Below are 20,540 nucleotides of genomic sequence, written 5' to 3' on the forward strand. Positions count from 1 at the left end.
TGGATTGGATTGTTATCGTTTTTCAGCCTCGTACAGGACTACGACGAGGCCCATATTGACCTCAAATTCAGTAACGGAGCGGACGTTGAAACGGGCTTCTTCAAGCCAGTTGCACATGCTTTCCCTGGGAATGCCGAGCCTGCGGTCGCCGTATTCGGTACGCATAAGCTCGTTTTCGTGCTGGTCGAATTCGGCGATTATCAGCCTGCCGCCGACCTTGAGCACCCTCCCGGCCTCGCGGATTGCGTCCAGCGGTTTGGCCAGATGATGCAGCACCAGGGACATGACCGTGCAGTCCGCTTCCCAGTCGCGAAGGGGCAGGTGCGTCATCTCGCCGATGCGCAGGCTCATGCGCCCGTCACCCGAAAACCGCTCCTCGGCCAGCTCCAACATCTTGGGCGAGTTGTCCACGCCGATGACAGAACTCGACGAACGGGACAGGATTTCAAGCATGTCGCCGGTGCCGCAGCCGATATCCGCGGCACAATCGCATTCGGGCAGCCTGGCCTGAATCTCGCGGCCCAGGTCCAGATCGCCCAGCACCTCGGCTGTCATGCGGTCCCACTCGGGCGCGATGTCGTCGAAGAACTGCCGGGTGGCCGCCGTCCGCTCAAGGATGACCTTTTCAGCCCGGTTGCGGTCCCGCTCAAGCTCCGGCTCGCCGGACATGAGCTCGCTCACGCCGTTCAGAAACGCCCGGCCCTGGCCGTCCTCGTTCGCCCGGTAAAAGGCCCACAGCCCTTCCCGGCGCACGTCCACAAGCCCGGACTCGGACAATATCTTGAGATGCCGCGAAATCCTCGACTGCCCCATCTCCATGACCTGGACGATCTCACCGACGTTGAGCTCGCACTCCAACAGGACATTGACCAGCCGCGCACGCGTTTCATCCGACAATGCTTTGCAATACTTTATTATTTCCATCGCCTTTCGCCTATATCAGGATATCTTGATATACTGAACAATCGTTACCTAGCTTATGCGCCCCTCCCCCGTCAAGCCCGGACAAGCGCGCGTTCCGCCCATTTCCCCCGCAAGCCGCGCATTCCTCCCGCTTCAAGGCCAAAGGCCGTTACACTTTGCCCCCATGAACCTCCTGTTTCCACATGCCTTTTTCTTCACGCGGCGTTCTTCGCCTTTTCCCGGCGCGCAGCACGCGAAAAGAAAGACGCGGAAAACCGGCGCATCGCCTTTTGCGAATTACCGGCGTTTTGGATTATACTTGCGAAGGTCGGACGATTTTTGCGATAGTATGCTAGGCGCATTCGCCGAGCCGATTGACGGAACTGCACGAACCCCACCGGCTGACAAGGAGCATGACATGTTCAATAAGATACTGTTGGCGGCGACTCCCCAGATCGACACCAGAACCGCGCCCAAGGCGGCCTTCGACCTGGCCCGTTCACGAAATGCGGAAATGATTCTGTTCCACACGCTGCCTTTGGACCGCGACAACTGGTGTTCCCTCGACGACCCGGCTATCCGCGAAGAACTGCTGGCATCGACCAAGGCCAAGATCGCGGCCTATTACGAAAAGGACCTCGAAGACATCCGGCATTCCATACGGGTAACCACGGGCGTCGCGCACGAGCAAATGCTCCGGATCATCCATGACGAGCGTGTCGACCTCATCGTCATGGGCCATCACACCAGTCCGGAGCCCCGGGGCAACCGCATGTGGGGGCTGGTGGACACATCCATCCGAAAGGTCTGCGCCAACGTGTTCTGCCCGGTCATGGTGGTGACCAACCCCATGCCTGCCGGAGCGGACATCAAGCGCATCATCATGGCCACGGACTTCTCCACTCCCTCGGACTCCGCCCTGTGCTACGCGGTGCACATGGCCGCGGCCTTCAACGCGCACCTGGACATCTTCCATGTGCTCGACGTGGGCCAGACCAAGCCCAATCCTGAATACTACATGCAGTCCATGGACGTTTTCATCGACAAGGCCCTGAACCGTATGCGCAGCCGCTACGCCAAGGCCCTGGACGGCATCAGCCACGAATTCCACTGCTGGGAAGGACTGCCCTACGTTGAAATTCTCAAGCGCGCCCGCCAGGAGAATGCGGACATGATAATCATGGCCCAATACTCGTCCAGCGAGGACCACGCAAAGCCCTCGGTGGGCTCCACCACCATCCAGGTGGCGCTCTCCCCGGGCTGCCCCGCCGTCCTCGTCAACTACCGCGTGCGCACGTGCATCTAGGAGAACACATGGTCCGAACGGCAGCCATCCTGAGCGCTCTCGCCTGCCTTCTGCTGGTAGCCGCCTGTGGCGTGCCCAAGCAGAAAATCGCCGTGTCCACCGATCCGCTGGGCGCGACCGTGTACGCGGACGGCAAAAAAACCTGCGGGGCAACGCCCTGCTCGGTCAGTCTGGACCGGCAGTCCGACCACCTCCTGACCATCGTTAAGGAAGGATACAAGCAGGAAGAGATAATGATCCGCCGCCGGTTCAAACCGGACCGGGCCATCCGGGACGGGGTCATCTCCGGCATCATCAAGGGCGCGGACCCCAAGGATGTGGCCTCGGAGGCGGCCCGAGAAGTGGATGAACAGGAACGTAGCGGCGAAGCCTACGTGCTGGACCCGTCCATCGTGACCATCAAGCTGACGCCTGCGGGCGCGGGAATCTGAACCATGGCATACCGGCGTACTACCGACCGACCCAAACGGCTGAGGAAGGCGAAAAGCGTCAGCGACGCCCTGCCCGGCTTCCTGAAGGGACTGGACAGGAGCGGCGGACGCGACCTTGTCCGCCTGTGGCGCGCCTGGGACGAACTCTTGGGCGACGTGGCCCAAATGGCCCGCCCGCTTGGCCATCGCGGCGGGAGGCTTGTCCTGGCGGCCGACGATCCCATCGTCATGCAGGAAGCCCATTACCTCGGCCCCATGATCCTCGAACGGGTCAATGGATTTTTAGGCAAGGAAGTCTTTGACAAAGTGGTGTTCGAGTTGCTAAACGGCAGAGTTCCTTTGGACGGAGAAGTCCGGCCGGAGGCTCCCGAGCCTCCGAGGAAACTTAAAAAACCTGAGAAGTTAGGCAGCCTGAATGATAAGCTGGACCCGGATTCGCCGGTTGGCAGATGTTACCGGGCCTATCAGCGATTGTTTGACGACTCGTAACCCACATCCTCTTCAGGATCCTTTTTAAGGAGTACACCATGAGTGAAGAAGTAAAAGAGATTTCCTTTGACGAGCTTGGCCTGACCAAGCCCCTCGAAAAGATGACCGCCAAGGAGCTGCGTGCCCTGTGCATGGAAAAGCTCCCCATGATTACCGGCGCATCCGGCAAGGAAAAGGAAGAGCTGGTTCAGGAGATCAAGGACGTCTTCGGCATCGTCGAAGAAGAGCAGATCTCCCCGTACAAGCGCCAGATCCACGAGATCAAGAAGCAGATCCGCGCCATGCGCGTGCAGCGTGGTGAGATTGAAGACCGTGCCCTGCGCGACCGTCTGCGCCGTAAAATCAACAAACTGAAGAAGCGCACCCGCCGACTCGCCCGGGCTGTGTAAATTTCTTTAAAAAAGAAGTTGACATAAAGAGGCATAGCCCTTAAATCATCTTCTCGCTGCTGGGCTGTCGTTCAATTGGCAGGACGACGGGTTCTGGCTCCGTTAATCAAGGTTCGAGTCCTTGCAGCCCAGCCAAATTTGCGTCCCCATCGTCTAGCCTGGTCCAGGACGACGGCCTTTCACGCCGTTAACAGGGGTTCAAATCCCCTTGGGGACGCCAAGGAAATTAAAGGCCTTACGCACATCGCGTAAGGCCTTTTCCTTTTCACGTGTCACCCGCAAGTGTCATTTTTCCGGGATCAGCTCCCGACCGCATCGCCCAGGGCCGCATCCAGGGCATCCACGGCACCGGTGGTCTTCTTCACCCGGAGGATGTAGCGCTGGGTCGTGGCGATGGACTTGTGCCGAAGCAGGTGCTTCACTTCCATGATGGTCGCACCGTTGTCGATAGCCACTCGGGCCGCCAGGTGGCGGATGCCGTGAAAACCGAACGGCTTCACCCCGGCTTCGGCGCACAACCGCTTCAGCCACCGATTGTTAGGGTCCAGAAGACCGTTGAACCGATTGCCAAAGACCAGGTCCTCGGCGCCGGACACCAGCTTCCATTCGGCCAGCTTGGCGCGAAGCCCTGCGGACATGGGGAGCTCGTCGAATTCCGCGTTTCCGCTTCGCCGCTTCCGTGTCCAGTAGCCGACAAGCCCGGAACCGAAGTCCACTTCGCTCCACTTGAGCTGCCAGAGCTCGCTCCTGCGCGGCGCGGTATGGAAGGCCAGCAACAGCAGTTGCCGACGACGAGGTCCGGCCAAGCCCACCGTCTTGCGGAAGTCGTCCAAAGGCGGGACGTATCGCGGATGGCGATCCTCGGGGAACCTGTCCACATGCTGAAAGGGGATGTCCCGGTCCAGATTGAGGTACTTGATTCCCCACACCCAGGCGGCGGCCAGATTCTTGCGGTCCTTGTTGGCCGAATTCCCGGACACTACCCTGGCTACCCCGGTCAGGTGTTCCAAGGCCACATGAAGACTGATTCGCCCGACCAGCGACCGGTCGTCCCTGAGGAAAGACCCCAGTCGCTGGAAAGCCAACCGCTTTTCGTTGTAGGTCTTCCGGCACATAGTTGCCTCGACGTGATCGAGGTAACGATTCGCCCATTCCGTCACGGTCAGAGCCCGGCCAATCACATCGGCCTTGGCAGGGTTTTTCTGGTCGGCCACCTTCAATGCCTTGACGGTTTCGCCTTCCCAGTCCTCTGCCTGTCTCTTGGTTTCAAAGAACTTCGTGCGCCTGATGATCGGACCATGTGTCGGGGTGAAACGCACCACGCCCCTCCACCGTTTTCCTTCCTTGTAAGGCATATTTTCTCCTGCAGGGAAGGTCGCTTACCATTATTGAAGTTACCAAATGCCATGACGATCCGTCAAATCGGACCGACTTGCGCCTTCGTCCGAGACTGGCGTCTTTTCTGCATGGCCGACCTGGCCCCTGGCGATGTACGCCTTGAGCAGATCATGGTGAAATCGGATGCCCCGTTTCCCAATCCGAAAAGCCCCCAGCGCGGCAAGCATGGCCGGAGTTCTGACCAAGCTTTCCGAACAATTCAGGATTCGGGCGACATCCTTGACCTTCAATGCGTTCGACATGCGACCTAAACCAAAAGGTTAAACACTTGTCCCGGTGCGGGACTCCCAGCCAACCCTTCAGTTTAAGCACGCCGGTATCTTTGAGAGCAAGGAACCGGAAACGGATATTTTTGTTTTTTTACAAGTATTGCTCCTGTCCAGTGAAAGTCCTCCCCACCCATCGGTTTGAGCCGATGGGCGGGGAGGACGGTTCCATGGGTGAGACAAATCGCCTGGGCGATTTGTCTCACCCATGGAACCTCACCCCAAAAGGAAACCCCGCCGAAGCGGGGTCCTGTCACTGACTACTGCCAAGGTAGGCATCGGACACATCCCGCCTTCCTGCGGAATGTCCTGCGGTCACTTCGATTTCGTCACGGGCTTCGGCGTCAAGCCGAGGCCATTCATCCCCTGCCACGTCATAAGCAGTTTGTTGGAAGACTTTTACTGAAGGGTGCTGATTGGGCGGTTGGAAGCCCGTGTGTTCAACGTACAGGCGGTGAAACCGTTCATGACGGTTGCTGTGCAGCGTCCACCCACTTTCTTTCTTGGTGAACCCGCAAAGCCTAGCCGCGTAGGACAGTTTTTCCTGCCACTTGTCGCCCATCCCTTCAGGCATGAGATTATGTACCCCCGGTCTGTTGGATTGGCTGGTATATGGCAACGCCCGTTCCAGGGCTTCCTGCTGCTTGTCGGACAGATTGGTCAGCGTCCTCGGCCGTCCCCCTTTCGTCCCATACTGGACGAGCAGGCTGCGGCCTTCCCTGTCCCAGTCCGTGACCAAATCGACTTTGGCCGACTCTTCTCGACGAAGACCAAGTTCCCATTGCAGGCGAATTTGGGCGGCACACCGGGGACCGTATTCATAGCCAAACTCGTTTTCCAGCTTGTCGATTGCCCCCTGCACGAAGGCGGGGGCAACCGCTTTGCTGTTGGCGTTGGCAATGCTGCCCCGCCGGACGTCAAACGCGTCATTGGTCGGGCTGATGCCAGTATTTCCGTAGGCCTTGCAAAGGTCACGGGCCGCCGAAAAAATTTCGGCGATGCGCCCGTCACCCTTGCCTTCTTCCTGCATTTGCCGGGCAACAGCCGCAAAATGCTTGTTCGTGACATTGGTCCATTTGCGAACCCCGAACCCTTCACGGCGAAGCCGCTTGGCAAAGGCTCGGGCATTCTGACGGACCCTGTGCTGCTTCGAGCGCGAACCGGACAGGGTTGCCCTGTTCGCGCCCAGTACCAGACTGATGGATTTTGTCATGAAATTCTCCTTTCTGAAGTTCGGGGCAGCGCCCCAGGACAAAGCAGGTCGGACCTTCCCCGTTTGCCGGGGAATGACCTGCCTATGGCGCGAATACGCCACACAACAACCGACACGGGACAAATCAATGTCCGTTTCCCACTGAAGGAAAATTCAAGAATCCATTTAATAGGGGGTGCCACCACGCAGACTCGTTCGTCCTGCGCATAAAGCGGTGGCCGTGGGGGAATTTCGACAACGGCAGATTTCTAGATACCTGTCGTTTGTCCGGCGGGGGTGCTGTGTTTCAGCCTGGCGTTTGGCTGTGAAAGTGTGCCGTTTGGAAATGAACGGCAGCGAAGTGTTTGGTGTTACGGCATGTTAGTGCCAACTTAAGCGTTCATCAGTTTAGACTGTCGTCGAAACTTATGAACGCGCCTGAACGCGATTTACCTCCTTTGTATTACCGACGTAACCTATGGTTATGCTCCGAGGATACGACGCCACCAAAGCGGCGCGCAAGAGGCTGCGGCAAAAAATCTGCCTCTCACCGTTTTTATCGCTGCGAGCATGACTCAAGCAGTCGCCGGGGAAAGGCCAAGCCCTTCGGGCGGACCCTTCGCGGTCCGGCCTTGCCCCGACGACTTTGCTTGCGTCGTCATTTACGCAGGCGACGGCGAGAGGGATGGCGACTCCGGCTCAAGGGATATGCCTTGGTCCTGCCTCACCCATTCAAGAAAGGCTAGAAAGTGCTTTGCCATTTTTTTCGATTCAGTTATTAATAAACTAATTGCGTTACGACATTAATAAGGTAGTTAATAAACCATGTCTGAAAATCAAGTCGTCGACCTCACCCCTGAAAAAACCCCGGAACAATCTCTCAAGGAAGAAGTCGGGCTTTATCTGAAGCTTGTCCGGGATACTCAGGGCAAACCTTTGAACTGGGTCGCCCAGAAGTTGGGATACTCCAACTCGTTCATATCCCAGATCGAGAAAGGGCGCGCTCCCATTCCGCTGGATCGGGTCCTAGACTTTTCCTTGGCCTATGACCTCCCCATACCGGAGTTCGTTCGTATCGTTCTCGTCACCATGCACAACGACACGTATAAGGCGTTGATGAGCATACTGGAAAATGATCCGGAAATGGCCCATGCAGCTAAGCAGTGCCACTCGACGAACGATGCGAAACTACGAGCCAAACGACGTAAAGCCCTCAATCCGGGACTGAGCTCAAAGTCCCTTGATCGGATGCGAGAATTCATCCTGAAAAACCAAAAACCGGCATACGGGAAACCGATGGCAGGCGACGCTTGAAAGACCTTCGGAAACAAGACTATCTGGGAGTGACTTCATCTTCGGAAGACGGCGACATCCACAACAATGACGCATACCTGTTTTTGGAGAATTGTCCTGCCCATCGGTACGAAGCCATAATCACGGACCCGCCCTACGAAATCGGAATTGCAAGCAAGGAATGGGATTGTAAAGAGCTACAGATCGACGTCCTGGCTTACCAGTTCCATCGGGTCCTGAAACCTGGAGGCAATGTTTTTGTCTTCTGCTCGGACTTCCAATTCGGCACCTGGTATCGAGAGCTCTCCCGCTACTTCACCAAGTTGCGCAAGTATGCTTGGTGCAAGCCTGATTCGGTCGGATACAACAAAGGTATGTTTCAGGAAAGCTTTGAACTCGGGCTGCATGCCTGCTCGGACGATTCATACTTCGACATGGGGAATTATTATAAAAATCATACCGTCACAGGAAAAACATCGGGAAAGGAACGGATAATGCCAGACCCAGATGAAGAGTGGACAAAGGGAAAAGGCTCCAAGGCCCTTCATCCCACTCAAAAATCTCTGGAGGTAATCAAAAACCTGGTTACCGCATTGAGCAAAGAAGGCGACACGATTCTTGATCCCTTTTCCGGCACCGGTACTCTAGGGGTCGCAGCCAAGCAGTTGGGCAGGAAATTTGAACTGGTCGAGTATGGATTCCGAAACCACATTGCGGCTTGGGATAGGATTCTGGGGAGAGATTTAACCAGCTAGAGGCATTAACAATCAAACGTTCGTTGGTAGCCACCGCAAACGCCCATCAGAGTTTGATGGAAATTTCGTGTGACTTCATTAGAGCTTATAATCTTCGATCCGTCCTACTGTTCCTTTTCCCCCGAGAAATTAACAAAATCGACCCCGATTCTGGAATTCCAATCACCAGTAATCGTTAAAAATCTACTGGCATATTCCGGACGCAACTGTCCTATTACCTCGAATTCGTGTTCATGAAATACCAAAGAAGGACTCCCATCGTGCTCTTCGGTACAAATCGTTTTCAACGTCAGTGTGCTGTCGTCATTCAGATATCCGCCGTCTTGTGTGTAAAAGATATAGGACTGCGGCTGTCGGCTGTTTCCTTGGAGGATTTGGAATGCTTGTATTTTACCATCGACATTGATGAATAAATGGTTAGCTTGCGTCGCAACCGACAACACTCGGTCCAATTTTGCGTCACGCTGAATTCTCAACGCTTCGAAATAGTTGGCCGGAGACAACAGCCCCCTATATCCGCCCCCCTTTTTATCTCTTCCCGGGACAAGGTCGCAGGCAGGCGTAGCGCAAATCCAGATACGATTTTTCTTATCTTTTTGGCGAAAAATCATCCCCGTCGTCATGTGCCCGGTTTCCAAGGGTTGGCAGCAAAGGGTTGCGTTGACGTTTAGGAAAAACTGCCGCTCATCTTCACATTTGAGCTTTTCCAACTTTGTAGCAAGATTGAATTGATTTTCCTCGGCACAAGAGTCGGTACAATGCGATAATAAACGGCTACCAAAATCCGTTGTTCTCTTTTGGACCTCGAAGGAAAGTACCGAAAGTGCCTTTCTCATCAAATCGCCAAATCTCAACTCCGAAACCCTTTCCGAATTCGATGCACGGCACTCGGCCGTCAAGGCACGATAAAGCAAAGCGGCACGGGTTTCCTTGTCCCCGAAGGCTTGTTCGAGAATATTCGTCCCTCCCTCCTTCAACGTGTTGATGCTTTTGTGAATAAGCATCGATATGGGGGATGGGACATACGTCGTCAAACAGTCTTTCAAAATTCCCAGCAGAGTCTTTACAGTGGCTTCTGCTTTGTTTTTATGGACGACGGCGATGAAGACTCCCTTGCCACATATCCAAGGTGACTGGTCCGAGGCCGTCCCGCAGCCTCGCAAAAGGGAATCCACACGCACGGGACTGTTCGGGAATCTTGTGTTCGCGTATGCCTCAAATGCGTTTTCGAGATCCTCTTCTTTCGGTGAGCCTTTCAATTCCTGTTTTTTATACCAATCCGCGAGAGGAGCTAATTCACCGGAAAGATAATCGGCCAAATATCCCCCAAGCACTTCTCCAGGAATTTCCCCGAGACGTCGAGCTGCTCCCTTACTTATTTTTGCCTGCTCGTTTTTCCCGCGAAGGAAATGCGCGATTTCATGCGCGACCTCAAACGGGTCGTTGTTGGTATAAACGACTACCAAGTTGAACCTTTTAGTATTGTTCAACAGTTCGAGGATCTCCAGCGCAGATCGTCCGCTATCCGTTTTGTCATCCAAGATGAAATCAAGAACCACGAAGTCGGCTTTATTGATAAAACTTGCCTCTTTTTCATAGCCGAGCGCGGTTTTGGCAGTATTCTCAACATCGAAGATGTACCCACACTCCCGGCATGACCGGGTCAAATTCAACGCGCGTTCGACATCGGGCAGAATCGGCTCTTCTCCACTATCAACAGAACGCTTCTGCTTGCCTGCGAAGAGGTCTGCATACTGCGCATCATCTTCCTGCTTCAGGGCTTCAGCGTCGGGGACGACCTCTTCGGTTTCAATTCCGTTGATTGCGTCGGCATACGTCGGAAATTTGTCGTCGATGAACAAGACGCTTTTAATCGGGTCGATGTATACTTCCTGGATCAGTTCGGCAGCATTAGGCATTTTCGGCGTCCTTGAATTCGATGACGAAATTTGCTCCTTCCAAAGGATGCGGGTCGGAGTCCTTGGCGTATCTTATCGTATGGTGAGCAACGGCCAGGTTTTGGCGGCACAAATACAGCCCGACACCACGACCGTTGGTTCTTCGTGTAAAAAACAACTGAAACAGGTTTTCCAAATCGTCCTTGTCGACACCCTTGCCGGTGTCCGACACGACGGCTTTCCCGTCTATGAAATCCAATTGGACGATCCGCCTTTCTCCGAACTGGACCCAGTAAAGAGAATTGTTCACCAGATTGATGAAAGTGGGATAAATCCGAGAGGGTAGATCGCGAATGGCCAATCTTTCGAAAGCAGGCGTTACGATGAAATCGATACGGAACTTTTCAAAGGTATCCCCGAAAAACTCGCGGAGATAATCGCCGATCTCTTTGCCTGTGATACGGATACGATTACGATATGCCGTTTTCTTCAAAGGGGTGAGAAAACGCAGACGATCCGTCAGCTGGGAAAAAGCTTCGAGGGCATTTTTGTATGTCGTCAAGTCTCTGACCGCTTTGGGCATTCGACGGAGATAGGTGGAGACTTGCGATTCCAGAGCCTCAAGTTCGTGACCTATGATTTCCACGCTGATACCCAACTGGGCGACGCTATGGAGGAGCTGGACCTTTTCTTCCAGTTTGGCGTTTTCCTGATCGGTCCAGAAAAATGCGCCTTCGATATCCACATCCTCGACGACCTGGGAAAGACTGTTGATGATGGCGGAATACTTAATTTCGAAGTCGTCGCGAAGCTCGGCATGTTTGGCATCCAACAAGTTTAAAACCGGAGCCAACCCCTCGCCTTGCTCCAATCGCTTGACGGCCAACGCTGCATTTTTATTGTAAAGCTTTCTGTCTTCAAACGCATTGTTGTCCCATCGGACACGGAGCGAGTCCAAGTTATCTTTTATCGTTTTCAGATAGCCGTTGATTTGGCTGGAAAGCCGCGATTCGTTACTGTGAAAACGGCTTAACACAATACGTTTAGGATCCCCTAAAAGCCCTTCTGCTTCGCATTTTGCCAAGTCTTTTTTAAGGGTCTCGAGTGCGGAACAAAATTCTCCATATGCGTCTCGAAAAGCCCTGTAGTCTTCCTCATTTTTGCCCAACGTAGCAGGACGGTTGGGCAGTCGAATCTCATCTCTTAATTCGTTGAACTGGTTCAGCCTTTCCTGAATTTGAGCCAACGCCTGGGCATCTCGATTTTTTTGCGCAACATCAAAAAGCTCGATGCACGCTATGGCTTCGTCTCGGCCACCGATAGTTTTGGGAAGAGCCTGCTTCAGGGCTCTAGAAAAGTTCCTCTGATTGCGTTTTCGTGCCGTTTCCGCCGCCCGCTGCATAGCCAAATTACGTTTTTCGATGTCGGGCAGTTCGATGGAGCGCAGTTCAGAGTTCGTTCCAAAAAATTGCCTTGCCGTTTGCTTCAAAACGTTAACGACAAGATCAACCATGTCTCGGCGCGCTTTATTGTCTACAAGCCCCTCGCGCCCTGCTTTATCCTTTAGATATGGATTTTCCTCTGCGGTAAAGGAGACTCGGCCGAAACTACGCCGATAGGAGTAAAACTCACGGCCGGCGTGCCGCGTCCTCCGTCCTTCAATACCAAAGATATCGGCATGTTCTCTCCCGTACGGCATAACACGAAGAGCATCACGGTAAATGCATATTCCTCCGTACTTGTCGGCTTGGGACATTATTGAACTATATTCTTCCTCTGAATGGGTCGTAGATTTGTAGTTTTGCTCAATCGTACCAATGCAAAACTTGAACGGTCCCAACCTTCCTCTGCCTTGGCTTCTGAGGAGCCTGGATGGACGGATTTCAACATCTCCCCTTTCTTTACCAAAGGCCTTTATTGCCCCAGTAAAAACACCTCGTTCATCAAACTGACCATCAACATAATGTTCAAGTGCATGGAGTTCCTCCAGAGAAAAGCAGTCATCGGACCGGACAATCGTATATTCAGGCTTATCTCTTTTATGAATAGTAGTACGGTAATCAAAAAAAAGATCCTGTTCTTCAAAGGGATCAATAAAATTGACTAGGGTTTCAACCAAGGCTTGCTTGACCTTATCGCCGTCCTCGCCCTCGTACTCGTCTCGAACCCAACGGCCCAGTTCGTCATTTACGTCAATGGCAAACATAGCCGTTCCGTGGATGTCGTACTCTGAGGCCTTCTTCATCAAATCCCACCAGGGGAAAACGTGATCCCATTGCAGAATCGAAAAATCGTCAAAGGCCAATATGGCCTCGCGGGTGGTCTGGTCTACCTCTTTGTCCTGCTGTCGCTCCAGTTCGTCAAAGCTGTCCCAGGCAGCGCTCAAACGTTTTATCTTACCTTCATCGGCTCCATCCCAACCAAGATTTTCCTTCAACGCTTGAAACATTTCAGGGAGTTGTTCAGACAGCTCTTTTATCTCTCCAAATTCGGCGATGGGAAATTCAACGTCGGAGATGAGTAGAAAAGGATTTTCAAAAAAACGCCAATCGACGAGAATCGCGGCAAAGGAATTCCCTTCCCGCTTCGTTACGACCAAGGTCATTGGGGCAAGATAGGCAGCGGAAAGCCGGCCTATGCCTTTTTCGCCTTGCGTTTCCCGTTTGGGAAGGCCGAAACGGTCTTCCGGCCTGCTATCTTTGCGGACCTTGCTTTCCGTACCGATAACAAGCCAGTTGTCCAATAACTCCTGCGCGTTCATGCCGTGCCCGTTATCCATGACGGCTGCGATAGGAGTTTTACCGTCGAAGATGTGTAGCTCGACGTTTCGAGCATAGGCATCGTAGGCGTTTTTCCAAAGTTCGCTTACAGCAGTGGGAGCATCGGCAATTTGCCCTCGCCCCAGGTGATCTATGGTGCGCGCACGTGTCTGAAAACTGGCCTTATTTATCATCGTTCAGCCTATATCAACCGATTGTAAAAAAGAAAACCCTCCACACAATGTCGGGCAAATTCAATCAAGCGTCTTGAAGGGCCTGAGTGATGGTCTTCAACACGGCCACGCCCAAGCGTATCGGTACGGCATTTCCTACCTGGGTTCCGCTGGCCATCAAGCCGCCGTGAAATATAAAGGTCTCCGGGAAAGTCTGAAACCGTGCAGCATGTCTTACTGTGATCCCGTGGTGTTCCGTAGGATGCAAAAATCGTCCTTTCGATGGGTTGATGCACGCAGTCGTCATCGTCGGCCCCGGTCGAGTGGGATCAATCCGTCCATATACGTCTTTATGCCCATTATGCTGACGATGGCATGGGAGTATGCGCCCCGATTGTTGCCGGCTTCCGCCGTTTAACGGCGTACTTTCGAATACCTTCACCATTTCCGGAGTATGGTTCATGTGGATGCTGTTCGGATCGTCGGGATCAATCGGAAGGGAGAATACTTCCGAAGCTGTCCGCCAAGCAGGTAGTCCTTCGATGAGCACTTCTTCGGACTCCGGGGCGAAATGGGTCGGGGCCGGCGGCCACTGAAGTCTGTAGGGAACCTTGTCCCGAAAGCCCAAAATGAAAACCCGTTTTCTGTTTTGGGGAACGCCGTAGTCCTTGGCGTTGATGACTTGAGGGGGAAGAACTTCGTATCCGCCTTCGGCGGCCAGCTCATAGAATTTATTCAAATACCGCTCATGACGGGGCCAAAGCAATCCGGGAACATTCTCGACCACGAACGCCTTGGGACGCAACGCATTCAAATAGCTAAAGTAATGCAACAGCAGAGCATTTCTGGGGTCGTCGACACCTGCGTCTTTTATTCGATGCGTGGAAAAGCCCTGGCAAGGGGGGCCTCCCATCAAAACATCGATGCAGCCAGGTTCGATTCCGGCTGATTTTATGAATTTTTCGACGGGAAGTTGTGTGATGTCGTCCGAAAACAGCTTGGGCGGGTTGGGCTTTTTCTCGACAAGATTGGCCCGGTAGGTCTTGCAGGCATTTTGATTGTTTTCAATGGCAGCGACGACTTGTATGCCGCTCTCCTTTGCAGCCTCGGAAAAACCGCCTGCCCCGGCGAACAGGTCCACCGCACATAACCTACGAAGTTCATGACGATTTCGCGCCGAGATGTTGACCATACCCAAATACCCTTCAGTGCTTTTGAAAAGAATTTGGTTCTTTTTTGCAAAAAACTCAAGGATTATTAACTTATTACTCTATTGGATCTTCGTGGGCCCCAAAAAATCCCTTAGTTTCACCAACAGAGCCTCCGGTTGTTTGGTTTCGCATTCCCAAACTATCAAAACCGCCCACCCGTCGTCGTGCAACCCTTGTAGAACAGCCTGATCATGCTCGATATTATGACGAAATTTGTTTTCCCAAAAAGGCACATTGGTCTTGGGCATACTGGCGCGTGGACAACCGGGATGCCGGTGCCAAAAACAACCATGGATGAATATGACCTTTTTCCTCTTGGTGAAAACCAAATCCGGCGTGCCGATCACTCCACGATAGTTGACCCGAAAACGATACCCGTCGGCATGGAGTAAACGGCGAACGACCATTTCCGGTTTGGTATTCTTGCCTTTGATCGAACGCATCATTGCGCTTCGCTTTGCAGTCGAAACAGTGTCCATGAGCATGATAATGCCAAATGTCCCGAGGAAAAACTATCCTAGGGCAAAGTCCTAATCGCCATCGTGGTCGGTCACTTATTTCGCAATAACGATTTGCCCAAAACACGTGTCACCCAAGTGTCATTTTCAGCGGTAACTATGTTTTTTGTGGTGAATATGGCGTTTTCAACCCATTGAAATAACATAGGTAAGCAACCTTCCGGTTGATTGTTTACGGCCTTTCACGCCGTTAACAGGGGTTCAAATCCCCTTGGGGACGCCAAGAGACAGACAAACGGGTTGCGGTACATACCGCAACCCGTTTTTCATTGTCCGACGATGGACAAGAGAAAGCCCCGTAGGTGAAAGTCTCCGGGGCTTTCTTATGCGGCCCCATGTCAAGGACTCCCTATTTACTCGATTTCCCTATTTCTTAGGCCAGACTCCACCCTCACCATAACGGCTATTAGTTTGTATTCCTTTTCTTATTCGTGCTCTACGGCACCAAGTACCTATTCGGTACGTAAATCAGTTTAAGATCGCCATTTCTATTTTCGTGGTCTACGCCACCAAAGCCCCGCCGCGATCTTTGTTCACGACTGCGTTACAGGTAAGCTGAGCTTCCACAAAAGCGCGGCCAATTTACGAGCAAGCGCAGCTATTGCTTTTTGTGCCACACCATGTCGGCTATAAATTCGGTTGTAGAACTCCCTGGCCCACTCATCTCGCTGCTTCCACACCCAAGCTGCTTCAATCAGTAAACTTCGTAATCGCTTTTGACCGACCGGGCGAAGTGTTGCCTTACCCTTGCTGCCTCCACTTTGCCGCATCACTGGCGCAAGGCCCAGGTAAGCTGTCACCTCTTCGCTGCGATTGAAACGTTCCGGGCGGTAAACCTCTGCCGCAAAAGTCGTGGCCACGACTTCGCCAACGCCGGGAACGGACCTCATGGCGGCAATACGTCTTGCCTCGTCTTGTTCCCGGATGCTTATTCGCAAACGCTGATCCACTTTGCGTTGTGCACAAGCGAAGTACTCCAGTTCATCGAGCAAGCTTTCAAGAGTCTCTTTTGCCCCCGAAGGAAGTTCCACCTGATGAAGTGTGAGTATGGCAGCCTTGCTCCAATGGTCCAGATCGGCAGGCTCCTGCGCTCCAAGATAAAGAAGAAGTGAACGAATCCGTTGTTTAGCTCGACGAAGAGAGTCGGTGAGCTGATGCCTTCGACGCTCAAGAGCACGGAAGGCTTCAGCTTCAACGGAAGGAATGGCGATTGGTCTGATCAGGCCGGAGGCTGCCAGCTCTGCCAGTTTGCGGCAGTCCAGGCTGTCGGTCTTGTTGGTAGCGGTGATGGGGCGCGGGATTCGGCTTGGCGCAGCAACGACAACCGTAACACCTTCTGCTTCGAGGCTCCTGGCCAACTCAAAGCCAGTCGGTCCAGATTCATAGCAAACCGCGCCAACCTCAACAGGTAATGACATGACAAGCCGGGTGAGTGCTGTTGCATCAGCCGGACAAGTCCAGTCCTTCACGGCACCATCAGGTCTGAGCAAAGCCACGCTGAAACTCAGCTTATGGACGTCCACTCCTATCCATACCTTCTCGCCGGAAAACGCTTCAACAAACCGATGAACAGATGATACTTTGAGCTTTGCCATGTCGGCCTCCCTTGGTTTTGGGGTTCACTGGTACTGTTACCAGCAAAACTTGGGAGTGCCGACATGGTATTTCTCTTGCTCTGTCCGGGATCATCCCTTCTCTATTCCCCGGCAGGACAGCACTGCACGAGGTCATATCTTGCAGCTTGAGCATCCGCCTCGCCCCTTCCCTATGCAGCGCAAACGGGCGCAACCGCGTTTGTCCGCTAACGGGTCCTGAGGAACATCAGCCCGACGAGTACCGCCAGAAGCACGGTCCAGATGATGGCCGCGCGCAGGGTGGCCTTGTTGGCGCGCTCCTTTTCGTACCAGGACAGGGGGCGGATGCCCTGAGCCAAAAAGGTGCCGACCCCGGCAAGGTTGAGACAAATGACGTTGGCGGCGAAAAGCAATCCGGCCCCGCCCGCCTCGGGGAACAGCCCCGCCCCCAGGAAGAGGCCGCAGGCGATGAGCGGCGGGAGCAGGGACAGGGCGACCATCACCCCGACGAGCGACGTGGGCACGCCCAGGGTGACGGAGATGATCCCGGCCGCGCCTGAAACCATGGCCAGAATGATATCGGAATAGGAGGTCACACTTCGGGCGGCCAGCTCGGGGGTCAGCTCGGGAACGCCCAAAAACAGCCCGGCCGAGGCCGACAGTGCGAGGCAGAGGAACACCCCGACGGCCAGTGTCTTGAGGGATTCCCGACTGAGCCGGGCGTCGCCGAGCGTGGCGGCCAGTGCCAGCCCCACGTTCGGACCGAGCAGCGGCGCCAGAACCATGGCCCCGATAATGATGGCCACATTGTCGCGCAGCAAGCCGATGACGCCCACCAGGGCGGAAAGCAGCACAAGAATAACGTAGTGCTTGGAAAGAAGGGTCGTGTCCAGGACGTCGGCGTACAGCTCCTCGCGGCTGATACGTCCGTTGCGGGGTCTCTCCTTGTCGCCGAAGGGGTCCTTCTCCCGCTCCTCATCCATGGCCAGCTTGTCCAGCCGGGGCAAGGTGGCCTCGGCAGGATAGACCACGATGCGATACTTGTCGGTCCAGGCGAAAAGCTGCTCCAGCCTGTCCAGGACGTTCTCGGTCTCCTGCATGTCCAGGACCAGGCGAAATGACAGGGACTCCCCGTCGTCCAGGGGCGAGGCCCAGAACACGTAGCCCTCGTCCGTCTGCTGCTCCTCCAGGGATTTCTTGACCTCGTCCTTGTCAGAACGGGGCGTAACGACTTCGATCACCCGCAATGCCATGGCGTCCCACCTTGTGTGATTTCCATGACATATGCCTACCACACCGACCGTCTGGAGTACATGCACAACGGACCGCACTCGATAGGTCACCTAAAAATCCAAAAAAGAAGGGGAGGGGAAAGCCGGTCAAACGACTTTTCCCTCCCCTCATTTCGAATTGTGGGACCACCCCGGCTAGGCTGAACCAAGCTCGTTGATGAGTCCGTCGAGCTCCTGGGCGATGGAGTTCAATTCATGGCAGGCCTGCGCCGACTGCGTCATGGCCTGACTGGTGTTATCGGAGATGCGATGCATTTCCTCGGTGGCCCGGGTGATCTGCTCCGAGGTGGACGACTGCTCTTCCGCAGCCGTGGCGATGCCCTGCACCTGCCTGGCGGAACCGCGCGAGAATTCGACGATCTCGGCCAGGGACTGACCAGCCTCTTCGGCCAGGGACGTACAGGTATCCAGCACCTGGGCCACCTTGTCGGTCTCGGCGACGTTGCGCTGGGACATGGTCTGGATGGCTCCGATGGCACTGCCAACCTCGGTGGTGGCCACCATGGTCTTCTCTGCCAGCTTCCGGACTTCATCGGCAACCACGGCGAACCCGCGCCCGGCGTCGCCCGCCCGGGCCGCCTCGATGGCCGCATTGAGCGCCAGTAGGTTGGTCTGGTCAGCGATGTCGTTGATGACGGTCATGACCCGGCCGATATCATCCACCTGTCCGCCAAGTTCGCCCATATTGGCCTTGAGCCGTGAGGCCAGCTCGCTGACCTCGTTGACCGAAGCGACCACCTTGGTCACCACGTCGTGCCCGGCCATGGCCTGGCCCTCGGCCTGCTCCGCGTTCAAAGCGGCCTCGTTGGCGTTGCGCGCCACCTCCAGAACGGTGGCGTTCATCTCCTCCATGGCCGTCGCTGTCTCGGTGGCGCGGTCGCTCTGCTCCTCTGCGCCGCCACGGGATTCCTCCACGCGCACGGAGAGCTGCTCCGATGCGGAAGTCATGCGCTCGGAAAGCATCCCCGCCTGATCGGCAACGCGCTGCATCTTGCGCTGCGAATCGAGAATATCGGTCTGATCCACGATGACCTCAAGCGCGCCCACCACCCTGTCGTTCTCGTCGCGAAGGGGGCTGGCGTATCCCTTGATGTCCACCTCGCCCGAGATCAGCTTGCCCCGGGTGGAGCCCACAACCCGCTCCATGACCTGCATGGCCCTGGTGCAGACGCAGTCCTTTGTCCGGCAGATGTCGGTGTTGAACACCTCGCTGCACGGCTTGCCCATGAGTTCGCCCACCTCCTGCCCGGCAATCTCGCTGGCATTGCGGTTGACAAAAAGGAGATTATGGTCGCGGTCAACGGTGAAGATCGGGAACGGGAAAGAGTCGAAGGTCGCCGTGTAGGTGTCGGCCACGCGGTTCATGCTCTGAATGAGCTGGGCGTAGGCCCCCTCGTAGCGGCTTGCGTCTCCCCGGGACCGGACCACGCCGTGCGCAACCTCGCGGGCCGTGGCCTCACAATCGTCGATGAGCTCGCTGAGCGTCACGGGAATTCGGCTGACGGAACGATGAATGGACCCGATCTCGTCGCGGCTGGTGACGGCCTCGCCCTGATCCAGGTCTCCGCGCGCCACTCGCTCGGCCAGGGCGCGGATTTTATCCAAAGGCCTAAACACGGCGTAGCGCATGACTCCGAGCAGAGAAAGCATGGGCAAAAGCACGGCCAAAGCGAAGAGGACCAGAACCAGGAACACAACGCCGTCCAGAATGGCATTCAGGACGGAAATATCGCGGGCCAGGGTAATAACGCCAATGGGTTGGCCCTGGTAGTCCTGCACAGGCAGATAGACCACTGCATAATTGCCGGCCAGCGTGACGAACCGCCCGCCAGCAGCCTTGTGCAGCATGTCCGCCGTGACCTTGGCATCCAGATCGCCGTTCGCCTTGCCCGCCACGCGAACAAAGGAATTGCCGACCAGGGGATACTTTTTCGGGTCCTGCAATTTGGTTGTGGTAGAAAGCAGGGAGGCGTCCATATATAATGTATAAAAGCTCCCCTTCTCGTCCTTGAAAAGCCTGAACACGTCCTCGTAGCTCTTGAGGACCTCGACCGAACCGAGCTGCCTGCCCGACTCGTCCTTGACCGCCACCAATCCTCGGATGGCGAAACCGCTGCGGCCGGGCTCGATACCCCGCCGAGGCTTGCCGTCACGGTTCACATCCAGAACGGTCTTGCGGAAACTGGAAATGTCATCCGACACGTCCATCCACTTGCCGTTGCGCTTTGCCTGCTTGTCGCGCCACATGCGCGCCAGGCTCCGTCCGTTGGGCAAATGAAAGTGGAGCCTCAGCTTCTCACCGAGCGCGGCCTCGTACCCGTCCAACACGGGCTTGAGCTCGGCTCGCAGGGCCTCGCGGGCACTCTGCACGACCGGGTCGCTTTCGTCGGCGAGATTCCCCTGGTGCGCCAGGGAAAAAGCCCGGATCACGGAAGGCATCCGCCCGAACAGGGCAGCTTCCTCCTGGGCCCGGAGCGCGGCGTCCTCAGTGTTCAATGTCAGGGTCTTGGCCGCATTCCCCACAAGCATCTCGGCGAAGGATGTCCGCAACTCGCCGAATTGCCCGGTCAGCAGATAAACCCCGATGCAGCCTATCAGCAGCACCAGCGCCGCCGAAGGCAACAGAATCTTGTACTTGATACTCATCTTTCCCTTACTCCCCTCAATGGATCACATCGCGGATTTCATATTGT

16 protein-coding genes and 3 tRNA genes are annotated in these 20,540 nt (G+C 55.1%); 9 read left to right on the forward strand and 10 right to left on the reverse strand.

The features are described from left to right. Nucleotides 1–12: 12 nt before the first annotated feature. Nucleotides 13–924: an ArsR/SmtB family transcription factor gene (locus LF599_RS14480; protein ID WP_279521264.1), complete on the reverse strand. Its 912-nt coding sequence runs from the start codon at nucleotides 922–924 to the stop codon at nucleotides 13–15. A gap of 397 nt (nucleotides 925–1,321) precedes the next feature. Here LF599_RS14480 and LF599_RS14485 point away from each other — a divergent pair, with 397 nt between their 5' ends. The 6 genes from LF599_RS14485 to LF599_RS14510 all read left to right on the forward strand — a co-directional run bounded on the left by LF599_RS14485 (nucleotide 1,322) and on the right by LF599_RS14510 (nucleotide 3,738). Further along, entirely contained in the window at nucleotides 1,322–2,209 is an 888-nt protein-coding gene (locus LF599_RS14485) for a universal stress protein (RefSeq protein ID WP_269943463.1), read from the forward strand. A gap of 8 nt (nucleotides 2,210–2,217) precedes the next feature. Next, the gene (locus tag LF599_RS14490) at nucleotides 2,218–2,640 is read left to right on the forward strand and encodes a PEGA domain-containing protein (protein WP_279521265.1); all 423 of its coding nucleotides are present in this window, start codon (nucleotides 2,218–2,220) and stop codon (nucleotides 2,638–2,640) included. Nucleotides 2,641–2,643: 3 nt separating this feature from the next. After that, complete coding sequence (locus LF599_RS14495) at nucleotides 2,644–3,129, forward strand: DUF721 domain-containing protein (RefSeq protein WP_279521266.1); 486 nt, start codon at nucleotides 2,644–2,646, stop codon at nucleotides 3,127–3,129. Nucleotides 3,130–3,167: 38 nt separating this feature from the next. Then, nucleotides 3,168–3,518 (forward strand): ATP-binding protein, encoded by a 351-nt coding sequence (locus LF599_RS14500; RefSeq protein WP_269943459.1) that lies wholly within the window; start codon nucleotides 3,168–3,170, stop codon nucleotides 3,516–3,518. A gap of 60 nt (nucleotides 3,519–3,578) precedes the next feature. Next, nucleotides 3,579–3,653 (forward strand) — tRNA-Gln (locus LF599_RS14505). A 7-nt stretch (nucleotides 3,654–3,660) separates the two neighbouring features. Then, a tRNA-Glu gene (locus tag LF599_RS14510) sits at nucleotides 3,661–3,738 on the forward strand. Nucleotides 3,739–3,817: 79 nt separating this feature from the next. Here LF599_RS14510 and LF599_RS14515 read toward each other — a convergent pair. Together LF599_RS14515 and LF599_RS14520 are read right to left on the reverse strand one after the other, a co-directional pair. Further along, nucleotides 3,818–4,873 (reverse strand): tyrosine-type recombinase/integrase, encoded by a 1,056-nt coding sequence (locus LF599_RS14515; RefSeq protein WP_279521267.1) that lies wholly within the window; start codon nucleotides 4,871–4,873, stop codon nucleotides 3,818–3,820. A gap of 562 nt (nucleotides 4,874–5,435) precedes the next feature. Continuing rightward, nucleotides 5,436–6,395: an integrase domain-containing protein gene (locus tag LF599_RS14520; RefSeq protein ID WP_279521268.1), complete on the reverse strand. Its 960-nt coding sequence runs from the start codon at nucleotides 6,393–6,395 to the stop codon at nucleotides 5,436–5,438. An 804-nt stretch (nucleotides 6,396–7,199) separates the two neighbouring features. Here LF599_RS14520 and LF599_RS14525 point away from each other — a divergent pair. Beyond that, the gene (locus LF599_RS14525) at nucleotides 7,200–7,688 is read left to right on the forward strand and encodes a helix-turn-helix domain-containing protein (RefSeq protein ID WP_279521269.1); all 489 of its coding nucleotides are present in this window, start codon (nucleotides 7,200–7,202) and stop codon (nucleotides 7,686–7,688) included. Next, nucleotides 7,685–8,422, forward strand: coding sequence for a DNA-methyltransferase (locus tag LF599_RS14530; RefSeq protein WP_279521270.1), 738 nt, complete (start codon nucleotides 7,685–7,687; stop codon nucleotides 8,420–8,422). Before LF599_RS14525 ends, LF599_RS14530 begins: the two co-directional genes overlap by 4 nt. A 104-nt stretch (nucleotides 8,423–8,526) precedes the next feature. On the opposite strand, the gene LF599_RS14535 is transcribed toward LF599_RS14530, so the two are convergent. From LF599_RS14535 to LF599_RS14550, 4 genes are all read right to left on the reverse strand, one after another. Continuing rightward, nucleotides 8,527–10,341 (reverse strand): response regulator receiver domain, encoded by a 1,815-nt coding sequence (locus LF599_RS14535; RefSeq protein WP_279521271.1) that lies wholly within the window; start codon nucleotides 10,339–10,341, stop codon nucleotides 8,527–8,529. After that, a complete protein-coding gene (locus LF599_RS14540; RefSeq protein ID WP_279521272.1) occupies nucleotides 10,334–13,273 on the reverse strand; it encodes an ATP-binding protein in 2,940 nt (979 codons plus the stop codon). Before LF599_RS14540 ends, LF599_RS14535 begins: the two co-directional genes overlap by 8 nt. A gap of 64 nt (nucleotides 13,274–13,337) precedes the next feature. After that, nucleotides 13,338–14,444 carry a DNA cytosine methyltransferase gene (locus LF599_RS14545; protein WP_279521273.1) on the reverse strand — a complete coding sequence of 369 codons (1,107 nt, stop codon included), beginning with the start codon at nucleotides 14,442–14,444 and terminating at the stop codon, nucleotides 13,338–13,340. Nucleotides 14,445–14,522: 78 nt separating this feature from the next. After that, nucleotides 14,523–14,948 carry a very short patch repair endonuclease gene (locus LF599_RS14550; RefSeq protein WP_279521274.1) on the reverse strand — a complete coding sequence of 142 codons (426 nt, stop codon included), beginning with the start codon at nucleotides 14,946–14,948 and terminating at the stop codon, nucleotides 14,523–14,525. Between the two features lie 181 nt (nucleotides 14,949–15,129). Between LF599_RS14550 and LF599_RS14555 the strand changes: the two genes are divergently transcribed. Further along, nucleotides 15,130–15,204: transfer RNA gene (locus LF599_RS14555), tRNA-Glu, on the forward strand. A gap of 310 nt (nucleotides 15,205–15,514) precedes the next feature. Here the strand turns inward: LF599_RS14555 and LF599_RS14560 are convergent. The 3 genes from LF599_RS14560 to LF599_RS14570 all read right to left on the reverse strand — a co-directional run bounded on the left by LF599_RS14560 (nucleotide 15,515) and on the right by LF599_RS14570 (nucleotide 20,493). Further along, a complete protein-coding gene (locus LF599_RS14560; protein ID WP_269942321.1) occupies nucleotides 15,515–16,576 on the reverse strand; it encodes an IS110 family RNA-guided transposase in 1,062 nt (353 codons plus the stop codon). A 206-nt stretch (nucleotides 16,577–16,782) separates the two neighbouring features. Then, nucleotides 16,783–17,808, reverse strand: a complete 1,026-nt coding sequence (locus LF599_RS14565; protein WP_279521275.1) for a TIGR00341 family protein — start codon at nucleotides 17,806–17,808, stop codon at nucleotides 16,783–16,785. A 174-nt stretch (nucleotides 17,809–17,982) separates the two neighbouring features. After that, nucleotides 17,983–20,493 carry a methyl-accepting chemotaxis protein gene (locus LF599_RS14570; protein ID WP_279521276.1) on the reverse strand — a complete coding sequence of 837 codons (2,511 nt, stop codon included), beginning with the start codon at nucleotides 20,491–20,493 and terminating at the stop codon, nucleotides 17,983–17,985. Between the last annotated feature and the right edge of the window lie 47 nt (nucleotides 20,494–20,540).

This window comes from Pseudodesulfovibrio thermohalotolerans (genome assembly GCF_021353295.2).
GTDB classification, from domain to species: domain Bacteria; phylum Desulfobacterota; class Desulfovibrionia; order Desulfovibrionales; family Desulfovibrionaceae; genus Pseudodesulfovibrio; species Pseudodesulfovibrio thermohalotolerans.